Raw genomic sequence first — 18,672 nt, 5'->3', positions numbered from 1 at the left:
GTCATATTAGTATAATGTAACCGTAATAAAATTAAGATTGTTAAATAACAGAGAATAGGCGGTAAAACTAAGTGAATCTACCAATTTTTAAATACAATCCTAATCCAATAAAATTAGGTATCATAGTTGAAGAAGAGACAGTTTGTCCTGTTTGTGAGCAGAAACGGAATTTTGTTTATGAAGGTCCATTTTACTCAGAAGAGGATGTTGAAGGAATCTGTCCATGGTGTATCGCGGATGGTTCGGCAGCCAAGAAATATGATGGTGAGTTTCAAGATTTCGATTCTTGTGATGAAGTTGACAGTGATGAATTTATAGATGAATTGATTTATCGAAATCCTGGCTATACAGGATGGCAACAAGAATACTGGCTTAGTCATTGTGGAGATTTTTGTTCGATTATTGATTATGTTGGATGGGAGGAAGTTAAGCATATAGAAAATGAATTAGAGGCTGATCTAAACAGGTTATGTGAAGAGTATGGTTTATCCACTCAGGAGTTTAAAGATGCTTTAAAAAATGATGGTAATTTACAAGGTTATTTATTTCAGTGTAATTGCTGTAAAAAGCATCGTCTTCATGCTGATGCATCATAATTAACTTTTTTCCATTGATTACTTATTATAAAATTAAATTTTATGTAGAAAAATGAAAGGGGTTGCAACTATGTACGAATGGAACAAATTACTATTAGTTGGAGAGCAAGATGGCGTAAAAGGGGATTTTAATACATTAACTTCTATGATGAATTATGTAAGATATACAACTTTGGAAGCTATTAAAGATATTACAATGGGGGAGTTAGATTTTTTGCACACCCCAACAGGTAATACGATTGGGATGTTATTAACTCATATGGCCGGAGTTGAGTATTGGTATCAGCTTAATACATTTGAAAATCGAGATTTAAATTCGGAAGAAGAAGAGAAATGGTTACCTGGTTTAGATTTAGATGATCATGCTAGAAAGACGATTAAAGGAAATGATGCAGACTATTATATTAATCTTTTAAACTCGGTTCGAGAAGAAACCTATGCAAAATTTAATACACTTTCAGATGAGTGGTTATATGATCAGACAGAGTTTGGTAGAGAAAAAGCTACAAATTATTTTAAATGGTTTCATGTATTTGAGGACGAAATCAATCACCGTGGCCAAATCAGAATGATCCGTAAATTATTTAAAAATGCTTAAAAATAGCCTGTGTCGTCGAATAATATTAATCGATGATACAGGCTTATTTTTTAGATTTTCCTCGATTATTCTCTCATATTAACTAGTACAAATCATTAATACATTCCCATCTAAATCTTCAAAGTTAAAATAAGCAAATTCTCCGATACGTTCAATTTCTTTTACGATTGCAATATTATTTTCTTTCATAAAGTTATAAGCCGCGTCTATGTCATCGGAGTAGAAATTAAATAACACATGTTTTGAAGGTTCGAACTTAAAATTATGATCAAAAGTATGATCATCTAATGTAAGTCCAGTAGTACCTGTTACTGGTAGGTTGAAAACTGGAGATTCAATCTGGCTACTATCGAGCGTAATACCAAGGAGTTTACAATACCAATTAACTGATTTATTTAAATCCTTAACATGGATAAAAACATTGTTAACTTTACTAGCAATTGGGGAAACAGTTGATTTCATGACGATACCACCTTTTGATTTAATCAAATAATGAATTCTACATCACTTATTTTAAACCTTTTTTATATTCCATAGTTTTCTTTTAAAATAGACTAATTAATTAATAGAAAATGAGATAATTTATAAAAAAACAAATTAAAGTTAAGTAATTTGAAATAAATTATAAAATAATCATTATTTTATAATAAAATATCGGAAAATTCGTGTTAGACTGAAAATATCACATCAAGGGGGTATTAAATTATGAATACGGTTACAGTCGATAAAGTAGTTAGATATAGAGGTACGGAATTAAATACAAAAGGTTGGCAACAAGAAGCAGTTCTTCGTATGTTAATGAATAATTTAGATCCAGATGTAGCAGAGCGTCCAGAGGATCTTGTTGTATATGGTGGAATTGGTAAAGCAGCTCGAAACTGGGAGTGCTTCGATGCAATTGTTGATTCCTTAAAGAATTTAGAAAATGATGAAACATTATTAGTTCAATCTGGTAAACCAGTAGCGATTTTTAAATCTCATGCTGATGCGCCACGTGTTTTAATTGCTAACTCAAATCTAGTACCTGCTTTTGCTAATTGGGATACTTTCCACGAATTAGATAAAAAAGGTTTAATGATGTACGGTCAAATGACAGCAGGTAGCTGGATTTATATTGGTTCTCAAGGTATTGTTCAAGGAACTTACGAAACATTTGCTGAATTAGCAAAACAACATTTCAATGGCACACTTGCAGGTACAATTACTGTTACTGCTGGTCTTGGCGGAATGGGTGGAGCTCAACCACTTGCTGTTACAATGAATGGCGGAGTTTGTATCGGAATCGATGTAGATGAAACTAGAATCGATCGTCGTATCGAAACAAGATATACAGATGTAAAAACAGATTCATTAGATGAGGCAATTCGTCTTGCTGAAGAAGCGAAAAAAGAAGGAAAAGCATTATCAATCGGTCTTGTAGGAAATGCTGCTGATATTTTACCAGAAATGATTGCTAGAAACTTTATTCCAGAAGTATTAACTGACCAAACGTCAGCACATGATCCATTAAACGGTTATACACCATCAGGAATGTCATTAGAAGAAGCTGCAGAATTAAGAGCTTCAAACCCAGAACATTATGTTGCTCGTTCAAAAGCTTCAATGGCAACTCATGTAAAAGCAATGCTTGAAATGATGGAAAAAGGATCTGTGACATTTGATTACGGTAATAACATCCGTCAAGTTGCGAAGGATGAAGGAGTAGAAAATGCATTTGATTTCCCAGGATTCGTTCCAGCTTATATCCGTCCACAATTCTGTGAAGGTAAAGGACCTTTCCGTTGGGTAGCATTATCAGGTGATCCTGAAGATATTTACAAAACTGACCAAGCTATTTTACGTGAATTTGCTGATAATGAACATTTATGTAATTGGATTCGTATGGCTCAGGAAAAAGTTCAATTCCAAGGCCTACCTTCTCGTATTTGCTGGTTAGGTTATGGAGAGCGCGCTCGTTTCGGTAAAATCTTAAATGACATGGTTGCAAGTGGCGAATTAAAAGCTCCAATCGTAATTGGACGTGACCACTTAGATTCAGGTTCTGTAGCATCTCCAAATCGTGAAACTGAAAGCATGATGGATGGATCAGATGCAGTAGCAGACTGGCCAATCCTAAATGCAATGATTAATGCAGTTGGTGGAGCTACTTGGGTATCAGTTCACCACGGTGGTGGAGTAGGAATGGGTTACTCTTTACACGCTGGTGTTGTAATTGTTGCAGATGGTACGAAAGAAGCAGAAGCACGTATTGAGCGCGTATTAACAACAGACCCTGGAATGGGTGTAGTTCGTCACGCTGATGCAGGATATGAGCTAGCTAAACAAACTGCTCGTGAAAGAGGAGTAAATATTCCAATGCTTGATAAAGGGACTGATAAGTAATGACAAAACCAATTTGGATTAAAAATGCAGCTCAATTAGCAACGCTTGCTTCTGAAATGAAAGGACCTCGCTCAAAGGAAGCAATGTCAGAGATTGGGTTAATTGAAGACGGTAGCTTATGGATTGAAGATGGAGTAATCCAAGCTGTTGGTACAACAAAAGAAATTCAAGATCGTTATGCAGAAAAAATTCATGAAGCAGAAGTAGTTGATGCATCAAACCATCTTGTTACTCCTGGTCTAGTAGATCCACATACACATGTTGTGTATGGTGGAAGCCGTGAGCGTGAATTTGAAATGCGTCTTGAAGGTGCAACATATATGGATATTATGAATGCGGGTGGCGGAATTCATGCGACTGCCCGCATGACTCGTGAAGCGACTGAAGAAGAATTGATGGCACAAACGATGCGTCGTCTAGATTCATTCATTACACATGGCGTTACTACTGTAGAGAGTAAGAGCGGTTATGGTATGGATTTAGAAACCGAGTTAAAGCAGTTAAGGGTTATGAAAAAATTAAAATATATGCATGCAGTTGAATTAGTTCCTACTTTTATGGGTGCTCATGCAGTGCCGAAAGAGTTTAAAGGACGAGAAGACGAATTTGTTGATCACTTAATTAACGACATGCTACCAATCATAGCAGAAGAAAAACTAGCTGAATTTAATGATGTATTCTGCGAAAAAGGTGTATTTACACCAGAACAATCAGAGCGAATTTTAGAAGCAGGTAAGAAATATGATCTAATTCCAAAAATTCATGCTGATGAAATTGAACCGTATGGCGGAGCGGAATTAGCTGCAAAAGTTGGTGCTATTTCAGCGGAGCATTTATTAAAAGCTTCTGATGAAGGTATTGCTGCAATGGCTAAATCAGGAACAATTGCTTGTCTATTACCTGCAACAGCACTTTATTTACGTGAAGATGCTGCTAAAGGAAGAAAAATGGTTGATGAAGGGGTAGCTGTAGCTATTTCAACCGACTGCAATCCAGGTTCTTCACCAACAACTTCCATGCCACTTGTAATGAACTTAGCTTGTATTTCAATGAGACTTACTCCAGCTGAAAGCTTAACAGCAGCAACATACAACGCTGCGTGTGCTATTAATCGCCAAGATCAAATCGGCTCACTTGAAGTTGGAAAACAAGCTGACATTGTATTATGGAATGTTAAAAACTATCAAGAATTACAATATTTATTTGGTGTTAACCATGTGAAATCTGTTTGGAAAAAAGGCGTAAAGATTGTGTAATTAGTAGAAGAAAATGAGAAACCTAGCCTAGTAGCAAAAAAAGGATATAGTGCAATGTTTATCGCAGCATCAATTGCAGTAACAAAAGGAATGGTAGCCATGATCTTTGTTAAACCAGGGAAACTAGAACAAACTGCTAGACCTTCGAATGATCTTGTAGGTTCATAATGATTTTTTAAAGAGAAATTGTTTCGGCAATTTCTCTTTTTTGCATTTTAGAGCAATACTAAAAATCAACTAATTCAAATGTAGAAATAAAAAAGCAAGTTGCTTTAAAGATTCTTCCAAAAATTGGCATACGAATTAAAGCTTAGATTAAGAGCTATAAGTTCTAATAATTACTATAAATTATTAAAATAGTAATACCTTAAAATAGGGGGGACTAACAATGAAAAAAAGAAGGCGTAATACTCCATATTTTACGTTTTTAGCTTGGGCATCTTTCTCTATTTTTAGCGTTTTAACATTTATTGGACTTTATCATTTAGAAGAACCATTGTATGTGAAAGGGTATTATTTAATGGGTGCAATTGGTATTATTGTTTCCTCCTTTATGGTCGCAAAAGTAACTCGTGATAACCAGGAAGATATGGAAGATGATCAAGTTGAAGAAATAAAAAAAGGAAAAAATGTAAAATTAGATAGTTAAAGGATCAAATTTCAGTCGTTTATACGGCTGTTTTTTTGTTTAGAATTTGTTCAATAGAGATAAAAAAAATTTAGAACTTCTGTGGAGTTTACTAATCAATCAACTTGACATGCAACTATTTAGTTGCTTATTATATAAGTATTGAGGAGGGTGAATGAAATCGATAAGGTTTTTAAAGCACTTGCCGATTCAAGTCGTAGAAAACTGCTTGACGAGCTTTTTATGAATAACGGCCAAACATTAAGTGAACTATGTCAACTTCTTGAAATGAGTAGACAAGCAGTTACAAAACACCTAATGATACTAGAAGAAGCAAATCTAGTTGTCGTAGAGTGGAATGGTAGAAATAAACTTCACTATCTTAATCCTGTACCAATCAACGAAATTTCTAAACGATGGATTGACAAGTACGAACAAAGTCGAGTAGATGCATTGACTGAATTAAAATTAAAGCTTGAGGAGGAAGAGAGTAAGTGAATAAACCACATTTTGTTTATGTTACATACATTGCAACAACACCTGGAAAACTATGGGAAGCTTTAACAAGCACTCAATTTACTGAAAAATACTTTTTTGGAACTGCAATTGAATCTGATTGGCAAATAGGGTCAACTGTTTCTTATCTGCGAAATGGAGAGGTTACAGACTACGGAACAATATTAAAATGTGAACCAAATCGTTTACTTTCTTTCACATGGAATCACACAAATGATCCGGCTAATCGCAAAGAACCATCAGTTGTCACTTTTAAGTTGAAAGAATTGGAGTCAACAGTTAGATTAACGCTAAAACATGAAAATTTAGAACCTACTGATTTAGTAGATCGTGATGATACGTTTGAAGGATTAAACAATGGCTGGCCTGCAATTTTAAGTAACTTAAAAAGCTTGCTTGAAACAGGAAATACATTGCCACCTATTTCAATATAAGAAAGATAGTTTATATGGATTTTGAAAGGGACTGTCCCATAACGACGTCCCCTTTTTTCTTGAGAAGTGGGGTAACTATAACAGTGAGTTGATTTGATTGCTCTTTTTTATAGTAGTTTTTATCAATTTTTTTCTAAAATGAAAAGAATGCAACCTTATTTGCTAGTTTTTTTATTTGAAAGTAACTGTTATCGTACAATTTTTAGGTCATAATACTTTAACTGGTATGGGTAATCCATTGATTTAATTGCGTTTCTTTGGGATTTAATTGCAGTTTTGCTATTTTTAATTGCGATTCTCAAAATTTAATTGCAGTCCATTGTATTTTCCTAGAATTTCCTTAATCCTATATTTTACTTATATCGTATTATAAGATATAATCTACAAATAAGAATTAATCGTATTATACGATATAAGGAGAATCAACATGGATAAAGAAATAAAACAACTGAATCAATTATGGACTGATGTTTACTATCTTTTACGGTATAAGCATAAAGAAAATATTACGCACCAAAGCGTTCGGATTTTACAAATTATCGATAAAGAAGATGAAGTTGGGATAAAGGATATTGCTGAAGGAATTAAAGTCTCTCACAATACAGCGTCTGAACATGTTAAACGGTTACTAGAAAAAGAATATGTTTATAAAACTCGTGGTGAGATTGATCAACGAAAAGTAATTCTAATGCTTACTGATTTAGGGAAAGAAGTTTTGTTACAAAATTCAAGTTTAAATGAAGAAAAGCTTCAACAGCTTCTTTTTGAACAGATGACAGAACAAGAAAGAGAAACGATATTAAAAGCATTTAATTTAATGAAAGAGAGAGCTCAAAATGTACGCGATTATTAAAATATTTACTTCCGCAATTATTATCGGAGTTATTACTGAAATAGCACGCCGATTCCCTACACAAGGTGGATTGATTGCGGCATTGCCTATCGTAAGTCTTTTAAGTTTAATTTGGCTAAATGTTCAGGGCGAACAAGTACAAACATTAAGTAAATTTGCATATGGAGTCGTACTTGGGATTCCAGGAACGGTAGTTATGTTATTGATTATCGGAGTAGCGCTTCAGCACTCAATGCACTTAGTTGCTTCAATCGGACTAGGCATTATAGGTTGGCTTGTTTATATTTTTGGACAAGACTTAGTGGTAAAACATTTGTTTTAATTTTCGCGCCTCTTTCATTTAAAGCTTTGATGTAATGAGCTAAAACGCAAATATAGGAGAAAAAATGCTTAAAAAATTAAAATTATGGGCGAAGAAATTAAAGCGACAAGTCTTCACACTTTATTTTGCATGCAAGGATGAACGTGTTCCGTTGTATGCAAAAGTATTCATAGTTTGTGTAGTAGCATATGCTTTTAGTCCAATTGATTTAATCCCTGATTTCATTCCAATTTTAGGCTATTTAGATGATGTTATTCTCATTCCTTTAGGTATTTATATCTCTTTAAAGCTAATACCAGATAATGTAATAGCTGACTGTGAAATGAAAGCAGAAGAAATGATGAAACAAGGTAAACCTAAAAATTGGATAGTCGGATCATTAATTTTGCTGATTTGGTTAGTGATTTTTATTTGGGTATTTTTCAAGGTTTATCAATTAATAAGTTAGTATTTTTAGACGAATGAAAAAAGGGCTGTCCCATTGTGAGGTAGTCGTTTTAACCCAACCGTAACAGATGCTACAAAACCAGTTAAAAAGTATTAGGGAAAAACCATTAATCTTGTTAAAGCTCAATTAGGATTAAACTATAATTTATTTTTAGAGACAATCAAAAGGGAGTAATCCTAGGTGATTGTCTTTTTTTGCTGTCTACAGAACACTGAATTCGATATTCAAAAAAGTTTACAAGGATTTCTACTTACTCCAATTCTCTACAAAATATAAAAATATTGAAAAAAAGAATTAGTTATGAAATAAAAGCTTACTTGAATATAAATTTAATAAAACCTGTCTATGGAGGACTATTTATGGCTTTTGTTGCAATCTATACAGTTGGTAGGCTAAAACACCCATATGACCACTCTGCCTCTCGTCAATTTTTTTCTGTAGGAAATGATGTCTTTCGTCAGGCTACAAAATCAGGACACATGATTGATGCGTTTTCATCTGATAGAATCGCTCTCCCTGAAGAAGCTAGTAAGGGAGACGGCTATCCTATCCTTACACTAACAGTATGGAAGAATTTAGAATCCTTATATCGCTTTACGTACTCTGGACACCATAAACAAGCGTTGAAAGATCGAAGTAAATGGATGGAATCTTATAAAGAGAAACATCTTTCATATGTTGTTTGGTGGACCGAGAAACAAAGCGATATATCGTGGGAAGTGGCCTTTAAAAGATATGACTACTACATTCAAAATGGACCAACTCCTGCTGCTTTTGATTTTAAGCATGCCTTTGATGAACATGGTGAAACGCTCTTAATTAGGTAGAAATAGATAAATTGTGTCTAAATGATAAAAAAGTAGGAATTTTACAAAATATTAATAAATCCTACTTGATTTATAGGAATACTTGTATTAATATTTTCGTAAATTATATTATTAAAAGAAAAGGGGGAGAAAAATGAATACATTTCTTATCTGCGTAAATGTTGTTATCTTATTAGTACTTATGTATGGATTGTATTTTATGCAAAAAAAGCATGTATCTTTTTCGAAGCGTGTATTCACTGGTTTAGGTTTAGGTCTTATTTTTGGTTATATTATTCATTTAATCTATGGAACTGAACATGACGTTACAGTCGGAACAATCGACTGGTTTAGCATTGTTGGTAGCGGTTATGTAAAACTATTACAAATGATTGTCATGCCGCTTGTATTCGTTTCGATTGTCGGAGCGTTTACAAAATTAAAGTTAACTAAGAATATCGGTAAAATTAGTGTCCTTGTTATTGGGATTCTTCTTGGTACAACAGCTATTTCAGCAGCTATTGGAATAGGATCCGCTTTAGGATTTGGACTTGATGGAATCAAAATATCAGAAGGTGCTGCAGAGACTGCTAGAATTACAGAATTACAAGGCCGTGTGCCAACTGTAGAAGCGATGACAATTCCTAAACAAATCCTTGAATTAATTCCAAGTAATCCATTTTTAGATTTAACTGGTGCACGTGCAACTTCTACAATAGCAGTTGTAATTTTTGCAGCAATTGTGGGGATTGCATACTTAGGAGTAAAACGTAAAGAGCCTGAAACTGCAGAGTTTTTTGCTAAAATAATTGATACACTATATTCAGTTACGATGAGAGTTGTATCGTTAATTCTTCGTTTAACACCTTATGGAATCTTAGCAATCATTACAAAAGTAGCAGCAACAAGTGATTATGATGCAATCGTAAAATTAGGTAAGTTTGTAATAGCGTCTTATGTGGCTTTAATCGTAATGTTTATTGTGCATTTATTATTATTATCATTTGCAAAACTAAGCCCAGTAAGATATGTGAAAAAAGCTTTACCAACTTTATCATTTGCATTTACATCACGTACAAGTGCTGGAACATTACCAATGACAATCAAAACACAAACAAAAGACTTTGGAGTTTCAGAAGGAATTGCAAACTTTGCAGGTTCGTTTGGACTTTCAATCGGTCAAAATGGATGTGCTGGTATCTACCCAGCAATGTTAGCTGTAATGGTAGCTCCATCAGCTGGTGTTGATCCAACAAGTGCATCATTTATTATCTCTTTAATTTTAATCGTAGCAATCAGTTCATTTGGTGTAGCTGGTGTAGGTGGAGGAGCAACATTTGCAGCTCTTATCGTACTTTCAGTTATGAATCTTCCAATCGCAATCGTTGGATTACTTATCTCAGTTGAACCTCTAATTGACATGGGCCGTACAGCTCTAAACGTTAGTGGCGCAATGACATCGGGTATCCTTACAAGTAAGGCTACAGGGGAATTCGAAAAAGAAGTTTATCAGCAAGCTAATGTTGTAGATGTTGTAGAAGCATAAATGAAAAACAAAATAACAAAAAAGAGTCCCAAGGAAAATGGCTTTTACTTGGGGCTCTTTTTTTATAGAATTATCATTCGATTAATTGGTAGAAAATAAAAATGTATCTTCCAGTGCAACTATTATTAGCACATTGTGTATACAGCCCTATTCACTTGATTTATACATTAAAAAATAATTAAACACTATTAAGAATTTCTTAATAGTGTTTATTGGTAGACATAAAAATTAAGTTTACTTTACATAAGTTCAATAATTAAGAGGTATAATAAATGGCTAATTTTTACTAATTATATAACAATTTTTTTAATCTAGTAGGATCTATGATAGATAGGACACCAAAAAATATAGCTAGCAGACATGAGTTCAAATTCATCTACTTAAGTTCAAGAACGTAATTTTTCTTGAACTTTTTCGTATTTATTTAGACGTTGAAAATCAATTTTGGCTTAAGGTTAGGAGAATGAAGGGTATATAGTTTTAAGGACTTTGGTATTTCTTATTTGATTTACTTTATGAGGAAAGTATTTAATGTTAATAGTTTTTATCATTACGGATTACTTAACACAAATGGTTGTATTAATAATTGATAATTTAGAATTAATGTTCAATTTACATAGTGCTTATATAATTGTCCATGTGATATTTTTCACCATCTCACTGAAAAAATAAATTGAAATTCTAAAGCGTGGCTGACTTCACTAGGAGAAGAAGTCGTAAGGAAGTTAAGTTCATTTAGGAAAAGGAGGAACAATATTCTATTGATATTTAACTATTTTTCAAAGTTTATTAATTGTTGTAATCTGCTTTGCTATATTGAATTCACTTAATACTCGGAAAATGTTCAGTGAGTTGATCTGTTAAATTGGGTGGAAACCTTGTAGCAAGAGTTGTAAAGATCAATGCTTGTGAATTTAGCTCAAAAACTGTCCAACAAGGGAGGGACAAAATTCGATTTACCGGGCAAACGTTAATATGTATCCATAGATCTCTGTTCATTCGGATGGAAATAAACACGATTTAGTTTTCCCTGTTATAAGTGATATTCATATTCAGTCTATAAGTAATAATTTCTTAGAAAAGTTGGTCTCTACTTTAGAACAATTCGCAGTAATCGTAGAAAATTAGAATTCCTGGAGGTTTTCTGTAATGAAAAGAATTTTATCCATTTCTCTTGTATTAACGATGATATTCGTTATGTTATCAACCACCAAAGATGCACTTGCAAACGAATCCGGTACCAAACTCGTTAAAATCGACAATATGCAGCCGGTTTACGGTCAAACGATCACCGCCAATGTAATCATGGGTCATGGTTCAATGGGCAAAAACCTAACATTTCAATGGCAAGTACAGAAATCACGTATAAGCGATCAATATATTAATGTAAAATCGGGTGGTACATCCAAAAGCTACACCGTAACGTTAAATGATATTGGTAAAAAATTGCGCGTTGTTGTTGCTTTACCATCAAATGGTGACAGAAAAACTTCATTGCCCACAAATGCAGTATTAAATGCTAACCCTCTTATTGCATCAATGAATTTCGATAATAATTTAATGGACGATACAAATCAAGAGAAATTGGAAGGGAAAGGAAATTATAGTTATGTAGATGGTGTATTACCCGGGACCAAAGCTCTGCACTTAGAAAGCGGAGACGGTAATTATGTCGGTACGAAGCATAGCTTGAATTTTGGTAATGAAAGTTTTACCACATCCTTCTGGTATAAGGGTGACATTAACAATAATCAGGTAATATTATCAAACAAGGATTTTACTAAGAGCACTAACGAAGGCTGGGCGATTTATACATCAGCCAATTCGGTCAATATGAATTTAGGATTCCCGACCTCATCAGTGAAATTTGGGCGTGACACGTTTAATGCTTCCCATTGGCGTTACGTGACATTTGTTGTAGACAGAGATAAAATGCTCGGATCGTTATATATTGATGGGTACAAAATGACTGAAACATCGCTGGGGGTTGGAACTTTAGATACATCGAACCCATTAAATATAGGTAGCGACGGATCGGGCAAAAATGGAGGTAATTCATTCGATATAGCTGATCTGAATGTTTGGAAAGGTACATTTAGCAGTGAGTTGGTTCAAGCTAATTATAATAGTTACGCTGTAAATAAAGTAGATTTAAAAGCACTTAACGACAAAATAACAGAAGCAAATATAATATTAGCAGACGGTCTCGGTAACGGCTTCAGCCAAACCGATTTTGATTATTTGAAGAAAGTTTTTAATACGGCAACTAAGGTTGCAACAACGCAAAAAGTAAAATTTTATACACAGGAAACCATCAATTATTACGAACGTGAACTAAACAACGCCATATTCATCTATCAAAAAAGCAATAAAACATTAACTCCCGCCGGTTTAAATATGATTGTGGACAGCGATCCGGAAGTAAGTGCTAATTCCGCAACAATCGCGCGCATTGAAAAAGATTACAGAACAGAACTGAGACTATTCCCACAAGCCGACGTACTCTTTATTCCTGGCGACGTTACCGGTGGTAACAACGCCAATGAATACGTGTGGATGAAAAATCTGACAGACATTTACAATAAACTTAAAGGTGAGGGTCTGTTTGACAATACGAAGCTTTATATGGTACGAGGCAACCATGATATGGGCGGCGCCGAAAAATTTATACCTGTCGGTTCGGCGGGAGCGTGGAACGCCTCAACGAATTCATACGATAACAATTTCTTTAATAGTGCTTATAGGGTAAAGGTAAAAGGATATAATATTGTAGGTTTTGACGGAAATTATAACAACGACAATACAGTGGGAAAAACCAAAGATTTACTCAACCAAATTAAAACAGAAGCGGATTACGATCCAACCAAACCCATATTTGTATCTTCTCACTACCCTATAAGTGGAACAGTGTGGTCAGGGAGATGGAGCAGCGCAGCAAGTAATAATGTTGGTAAATATATTGCCGACAATGACTTGTCGCAGGTGGTATATATGTCAGGTCATACGCAATACGACCCGACTGATGAACGTTCTCACTATCAAGGTTCGGCTACGTTCCTCGACAGCGGTGCGAGTTCATATTCAAGTTATATTGATGATGGTCCTTACGGTGGATATCTAGAAGGCTCATATATCAACTATAAAATCACACCTCGCATTGTAAATTTTTTAGAGGTGTACGGTTCAAAAATTATCATTAAACAGTATAACTTAAGTACAGATGAATATGTAGGCATACCTTCTGTAAAAATCGTTGGTGAAGGTAAAGAGGCCTTTACCTATAGCAGGAGCGATATAAGAGAACTCATAGCACCGGAGTTTGAAGAGGGTATTACGGCCGATTCCTACAAAAACAACGAACTTGCTTTTACAATAAAGCAAGCAAATGACAATGTGCGCGTTTTGGAATATAATATTCAGCTTATCAACAAGCTCACGGGGAAAGTGGACAAATCGTTTAACAGCCTTTCACTTCCACTAGACAAGCCGTTCGATGAATACAGGCATTATAAGTTTACAAATTTGTCGCCGACTACTCCATATATACTCAGGGTATTTGCTGACGATTCCATGTACAATCGTTCGTCGCAGGACATTGAAATTGAGGCTCAAAGAGTTAATTTAAACAGCATAACTGCGCCTGAATCGGTATCTGCGAATAACGGAACGGCAAAGACAGCGGAAGCTCTTGGATTGCCTATAGAAGTAATTCTTGCAACCGATAAAGGAAATGTGGACGCAAGTGTGACTTGGAAATTAAGCGAAGTTAGCTACGATCCGGCAATCAAGACGGTGCAGACCTTCTCGGTGCCAGGGACTGTAACTCTGCCTTCCGGAGTTGAAAACCCGAACAGCGTTCCATTGACAACAAGCATTAACGTAACTGTTCAAGCAGTTGGAGTAGCTACAGGCCCAATAACACTAGACAAAACCCAGTACATCCAAGAGGAAGCTATTACCCTATCCTATACTGGGGCAGCGTTAAACGGGAAAGATTGGGTCGGCATCTACAGAACAGGAGCTGTTCCTCCAGGTGCGGGTGCATCTCTGCGATGGAGTTATTTAAAACCTGGATCTGGAAAAGTTAGTTTAAACAATGGACTGGCCCCTGGTACTTATGATGTACTCTTTTTGCTCAATGATGGTTATACGGTAGTGGATCGCAAGACATTCCAAGTCGTTCAATAGTGACGTTAAATAGCATAACAGTGCCCGCAGCCATTCTGGGATTGTGCAACGGAACAGCAAAGAAAAGTGCACACGCAGGTGTCATCACATTAACGAAATTTAGGATGGATCGGTTATGAAACTGGGGGAGATCAATTTTCTCCCCCTCATCGATTTAGACGATTAATGGTACCAAAGGTGTACTAAAGCTACACGCTCTGCAAAGGGATAACGGCTCATATATCATATGTAATGTAAAAATACTCTTGAACAGCTCGAAAAAAGTCGAGAATATGTTCAGGTTGCAAAAAGAACGTTCGTAACAGGATAAACTGTATTGCAGATTGTAACACTAACATTTCATGAAAAGAGGTCCCACTATGAAAATGCGTTCATTAATGTCCATGTTCATCATCATGTTCTTATTATTTTTTGGGACTACAACAACTTCACTTGCGCATTCCATAGATATGAGTTACTCAGATTTAAACATTGAAGGAAACGAGATTCTCTATGATCTTTTTATTGATCAAAAAGACTTGTTTCCACATTTCGGTACTGACTTGGATAATCTGGTGAACGATGAACTGGCCTCGCAAAAAATCGAAGCCTATTTACAAAAAGGTCTTCGCATAGATGCTGATTCGAAGCGGCCCTTAAAGTTGGAATTAGTTTCGATGAACATGGCTCAAAAGGGTGTCGTAAGAGGTGTGGAATTTCAACTGAGGTTTATCGCCGATGAAGAAATCAAACAATTTAACCTTCATTACGATCTGATATTTGACGATGTGCCTACTCATACGAGTGTACTTATGGTCCATGCAGGTGATTATTTTCAGCAGGATATGATTGATAGCACTAATAAAGATATTCTGATCAACCTACTTAAGGGCCTTCCAAAAGACCCTCCCAAGGACCTTCCAAAGGCTAAGATTGGTGCTGTTTTGTGGAAATACTTTAAGCTTGGCATCGAACACATTTTGACAGGTTATGATCATCTACTGTTTTTGTTATCTTTAGTATTAATCGCAACTAGATTCAAGGATGCGTTGAAAATTGTTACTGCCTTTACTATCGCCCACAGCGTTACACTGTTCTTGGTAGCGACAGGTCGTATTCACATCATCCCGTACTGGGTCGAATCCTTGATTGCCCTGACAATCTGTTATGTAGCAGTGGAAAACATATTTGTTAAAAAGGCGAAATGGCGGTGGCTATTGACGGCCTTATTTGGTCTAATTCATGGGATGGGCTTTGCCGGGGCCATGGCTGAAACTGGACTTCCAAAGAGTAATCAACTTGGCTCACTCCTGACGTTTAATTTAGGTGTGGAAGCAGGACAACTCATGATCCTATGCCTATTACTTCCTTTCTTGCTATTGATGATACGTTTCCCATGGTATCGTAAAATGATGGTCTCAACGTCTTGCCTTATTTTTGCGGTGGCATTTTATTGGTTATTTCAAAGACTACAATAAGTCCATGATGATTCCTATTTTTTCAATAAGACTGTTGAACATGCTATTTTGGATCATATTCGAGAAACTAGAAATGCTTAATATGAAAAAAAGGGTAAAAAAAATTTATCAAACCTAATTTTATAGTTTATATGACTAATATGTAATGTCCTTTCTTATACATGAATAAGTTAAAGATCGAGTAGGCTACTTCGGTAGTCTATTTTCTTGTTAATTGACAATGAGAAAATTCAATCATAGCAATCTATCCCGAGATAAAACCACAATTTTTAGCTGCTCATAGATTTTATGAAAAAAATGGATTTACGAGTATAAAACGTACAGATTTACCTGAGAAATTTCCAGTGGTACATGTCGATAAAATATTCTATAAGTATTTGGTAGATTAGATACAAAAATCGTTTTAACTAATGGTTGCAAAAATTGAACAACTTGGACTGCTTAAGAGTCTATTATTTCTTGTTCTATAATAAGGGTAGTTTTGGATTCCTATTGTTTTTTATTGATATATTTGTAAATAAAAGAAATAAACGTAATGTTTATGAGATAGTGGCTTGCTTTCTTTTTTTTGTTGAAGATCTGGAATTTTTATGTTCCAATATGTATTAAAAAGTCATTACTTTTAGCGACCTAGTAAATACTTAGAAAAAAAAATATTTTGCCAAAGATGATATTCATAGGAAACTTCAGAAAAGAAAGTATATTTGAAATATTAATATTCTTTAGTACCCATTACATAGAAAAAAATTAGCGATTTATGTTTTCGACCATTTTAATATTTTCAGATTCTTAATAATTGAGATCGTGTAGAGTAATTGCCAAGTAGTGTTGGAATTTTAGAGATGTTGTACCTCACAAGCAAATTTAAATGTGGAGAGACTAGTAGTTATATTGTCTTTACAAATCTTTAGAGGATTTGTTAGAATAGTCAGACTTTACAATTCGCGAATCTCGCCTTTATACTAAAAGTAATTGGAATTTTCTTTCAATTATGAGTGATGTAATTTTGAATTTAATTTTCAAAAATCATAACGATTATGCCTATGAAAGTTTGGACATTTTATCTTAATGGGAGGAGATTTAAATTGGCTCGAATGACTCGTCGTATTGTAACGTCAACGCTATCGCTTGCTTTGGTTACTACAACAGGTTCTGTCAGCTATGCTCAAACAAATATAGAGGTAACCTCAAACCAGGCAGAGGTGAATGGAATGAAACAAATCAAACATAGTGATAACTTTCCTGTGTTGAGCAAAGTAAAACGTCCTGAGGAGGTTGGATTCTCATCTGATAAATTAAAACAAGTAGATGAATTGATCCAGCAGGATGTAAACAATGGTTTTCCGGGTGCAGTTCTAATGATTATTAAAGATGGAAAAATTGTAAAAAACACTGCTTATGGGTACTCGAAAAAATATGATGGGCTATCACCACTGAAACATCCTCAGAAAATGAAGACTAATACAATGTTTGATTTGGCATCAAATACTAAAATGTATGCAGTTAACTTCGCTTTGCAACATCTTGTTAGTATCGGAAAAATAGACTTGAATTCAACTGTACAATCATACTTTCCAAATTTTAAAGACAAATCAACTGATATGATTAAAGGGAAGGATACCCTGCGCTTAATCGATATATTACACCACACTGCTGGTTTTCCAGCTGATCCGCAATACCACAATCCTACTGTAGCAGGTTCCTTGTATACACAAGACCGTAATAAAACATTTGAAAAAATCGCTGAAACACCATTAGAATACGTACCTGGTACGAAAAACATTTATAGTGACGTGGACTATATGATCCTTGGTTTTATTATTGAGAAGGTAACTGGAAAACGACTAGACGACTATGTAGAAAATACGATTTATAAGCCGTTAGGTCTAAAACACACAATGTTCAACCCCTTGCAAAAAGGATTCAAAATGAAAGATTTTGCGGCAACCGAGTTAATGGGGAATTCACGTGACGGTATCATTTCTTTCCCAAACATTCGTACATACACAATACAGGGAGAAGTGCACGATGAGAAGGCGTACTACTCTATGGGTGGCGTATCAGGTCATGCGGGGCTTTTCTCGACAACAAGCGATTTAGCCGTTCTTTTGCAGGTAATGTTAAACGGAGGTGGATATGGCAAAGTAAAACTATTTGATCATAAAACGATTGATCAGTTTTCAGCACCTTCCGAATTAAATCCAACATATGGCTTAGGCTGGAGAAGAAATGGCTCTCCAAGTATGTCCTCTACGTTTGGATTGTATGCAAGCCCAAATGCGATTGGACATACCGGTTGGGTAGGCACTCTGACCATTATAGATCCAGATAATAATTTAGGGATTGTCTTGTTGACCAATAAAAAACATTCACCTGTAATTGATCCATTAATAAATCCGAACAAATTTAAAGGTGATGACTTTGCTACGGGACAATATAAAGCTGTAGCAACTGCTGTGTATGAAGCATTAATTAAGTAATTGTTCTTGAATTAGGAAAGAGAAAAATCTTCTAGATTGAATGATTTTTCTCTTTTTTATTGCTAAGTGAAATACATTGGTTAATAGTAAGCTTCCTCGTAAGTCCTAATATAAATTTTATTGTAAATGCAACAATATTAAGGTAGATTTAAAGTATGGTAT

Annotated in this window: 16 protein-coding genes; 15 read left to right on the top strand and 1 reads right to left on the bottom strand. The window is 34.9% G+C overall.

Annotated elements, in window-relative coordinates:
* Positions 1–71 precede the first annotated feature (71 nt).
* Positions 72–596, top strand: coding sequence for a CbrC family protein (locus tag ACFVRR_RS16795; RefSeq protein ID WP_387330845.1), 525 nt, complete (start codon positions 72–74; stop codon positions 594–596).
* 70 nt (positions 597–666) lie between these two features.
* Entirely contained in the window at positions 667–1,194 is a 528-nt protein-coding gene (locus tag ACFVRR_RS16790; RefSeq protein ID WP_387330842.1) for a DinB family protein, read from the top strand.
* Positions 1,195–1,272: 78 nt separating this feature from the next.
* Here ACFVRR_RS16790 and ACFVRR_RS16785 read toward each other — a convergent pair whose 3' ends face one another.
* Positions 1,273–1,656: a VOC family protein gene (locus tag ACFVRR_RS16785; protein ID WP_387330839.1), complete on the bottom strand. Its 384-nt coding sequence runs from the start codon at positions 1,654–1,656 to the stop codon at positions 1,273–1,275.
* Positions 1,657–1,899: 243 nt separating this feature from the next.
* Here ACFVRR_RS16785 and hutU point away from each other — a divergent pair, with 243 nt between their 5' ends.
* The 13 genes from hutU (at position 1,900) to pbp4b (ending at position 18,510) form a co-directional block, all read left to right on the top strand.
* The gene (hutU, locus tag ACFVRR_RS16780) at positions 1,900–3,576 is read left to right on the top strand and encodes a urocanate hydratase (RefSeq protein WP_387330836.1); all 1,677 of its coding nucleotides are present in this window, start codon (positions 1,900–1,902) and stop codon (positions 3,574–3,576) included.
* On the top strand, positions 3,576–4,832 hold the full coding sequence (gene hutI / locus ACFVRR_RS16775; RefSeq protein WP_387330833.1) for an imidazolonepropionase: 1,257 nt from the start codon (positions 3,576–3,578) through the stop codon (positions 4,830–4,832). Before hutU ends, hutI begins: the two co-directional genes overlap by 1 nt.
* 388 nt (positions 4,833–5,220) lie before the next feature.
* On the top strand, positions 5,221–5,481 hold the full coding sequence (locus tag ACFVRR_RS16770) for a YiaA/YiaB family inner membrane protein (RefSeq protein WP_387330830.1): 261 nt from the start codon (positions 5,221–5,223) through the stop codon (positions 5,479–5,481).
* A 150-nt stretch (positions 5,482–5,631) separates the two neighbouring features.
* Positions 5,632–5,958, top strand: coding sequence for an ArsR/SmtB family transcription factor (locus ACFVRR_RS16765; RefSeq protein WP_387330827.1), 327 nt, complete (start codon positions 5,632–5,634; stop codon positions 5,956–5,958).
* Positions 5,955–6,410: an SRPBCC family protein gene (locus tag ACFVRR_RS16760; RefSeq protein ID WP_387330824.1), complete on the top strand. Its 456-nt coding sequence runs from the start codon at positions 5,955–5,957 to the stop codon at positions 6,408–6,410. The genes ACFVRR_RS16765 and ACFVRR_RS16760 overlap by 4 nt, the downstream gene beginning before the upstream one ends.
* 427 nt (positions 6,411–6,837) lie before the next feature.
* Complete coding sequence (locus ACFVRR_RS16755; RefSeq protein WP_387330821.1) at positions 6,838–7,263, top strand: MarR family winged helix-turn-helix transcriptional regulator; 426 nt, start codon at positions 6,838–6,840, stop codon at positions 7,261–7,263.
* The gene (locus tag ACFVRR_RS16750; RefSeq protein ID WP_335481784.1) at positions 7,247–7,585 is read left to right on the top strand and encodes a DUF3147 family protein; all 339 of its coding nucleotides are present in this window, start codon (positions 7,247–7,249) and stop codon (positions 7,583–7,585) included. Before ACFVRR_RS16755 ends, ACFVRR_RS16750 begins: the two co-directional genes overlap by 17 nt.
* 64 nt (positions 7,586–7,649) lie before the next feature.
* Entirely contained in the window at positions 7,650–8,033 is a 384-nt protein-coding gene (locus ACFVRR_RS16745) for a YkvA family protein (protein ID WP_387330817.1), read from the top strand.
* A 359-nt stretch (positions 8,034–8,392) separates the two neighbouring features.
* The gene (locus ACFVRR_RS16740; RefSeq protein ID WP_387330814.1) at positions 8,393–8,860 is read left to right on the top strand and encodes a DUF3291 domain-containing protein; all 468 of its coding nucleotides are present in this window, start codon (positions 8,393–8,395) and stop codon (positions 8,858–8,860) included.
* Positions 8,861–8,993: 133 nt separating this feature from the next.
* Positions 8,994–10,385, top strand: a complete 1,392-nt coding sequence (locus tag ACFVRR_RS16735) for an L-cystine transporter (protein WP_387330811.1) — start codon at positions 8,994–8,996, stop codon at positions 10,383–10,385.
* A gap of 1,149 nt (positions 10,386–11,534) precedes the next feature.
* Positions 11,535–14,573: a LamG-like jellyroll fold domain-containing protein gene (locus tag ACFVRR_RS16730; protein ID WP_387330808.1), complete on the top strand. Its 3,039-nt coding sequence runs from the start codon at positions 11,535–11,537 to the stop codon at positions 14,571–14,573.
* A 359-nt stretch (positions 14,574–14,932) separates the two neighbouring features.
* Complete coding sequence (locus ACFVRR_RS16725; protein WP_387330805.1) at positions 14,933–16,030, top strand: HupE/UreJ family protein; 1,098 nt, start codon at positions 14,933–14,935, stop codon at positions 16,028–16,030.
* 1,211 nt (positions 16,031–17,241) lie between these two features.
* Positions 17,242–18,510 (top strand): penicillin binding protein PBP4B, encoded by a 1,269-nt coding sequence (gene pbp4b, locus ACFVRR_RS16720; protein ID WP_387331055.1) that lies wholly within the window; start codon positions 17,242–17,244, stop codon positions 18,508–18,510.
* Positions 18,511–18,672: the final 162 nt, after the last annotated feature.

The sequence above is a fragment of the Gottfriedia sp. NPDC057948 genome, assembly GCF_042887255.1.
Lineage (GTDB): Bacteria > Bacillota > Bacilli > Bacillales > Bacillaceae_G > Gottfriedia.
This window is presented reverse-complemented; position numbering and strand designations above follow the sequence as displayed.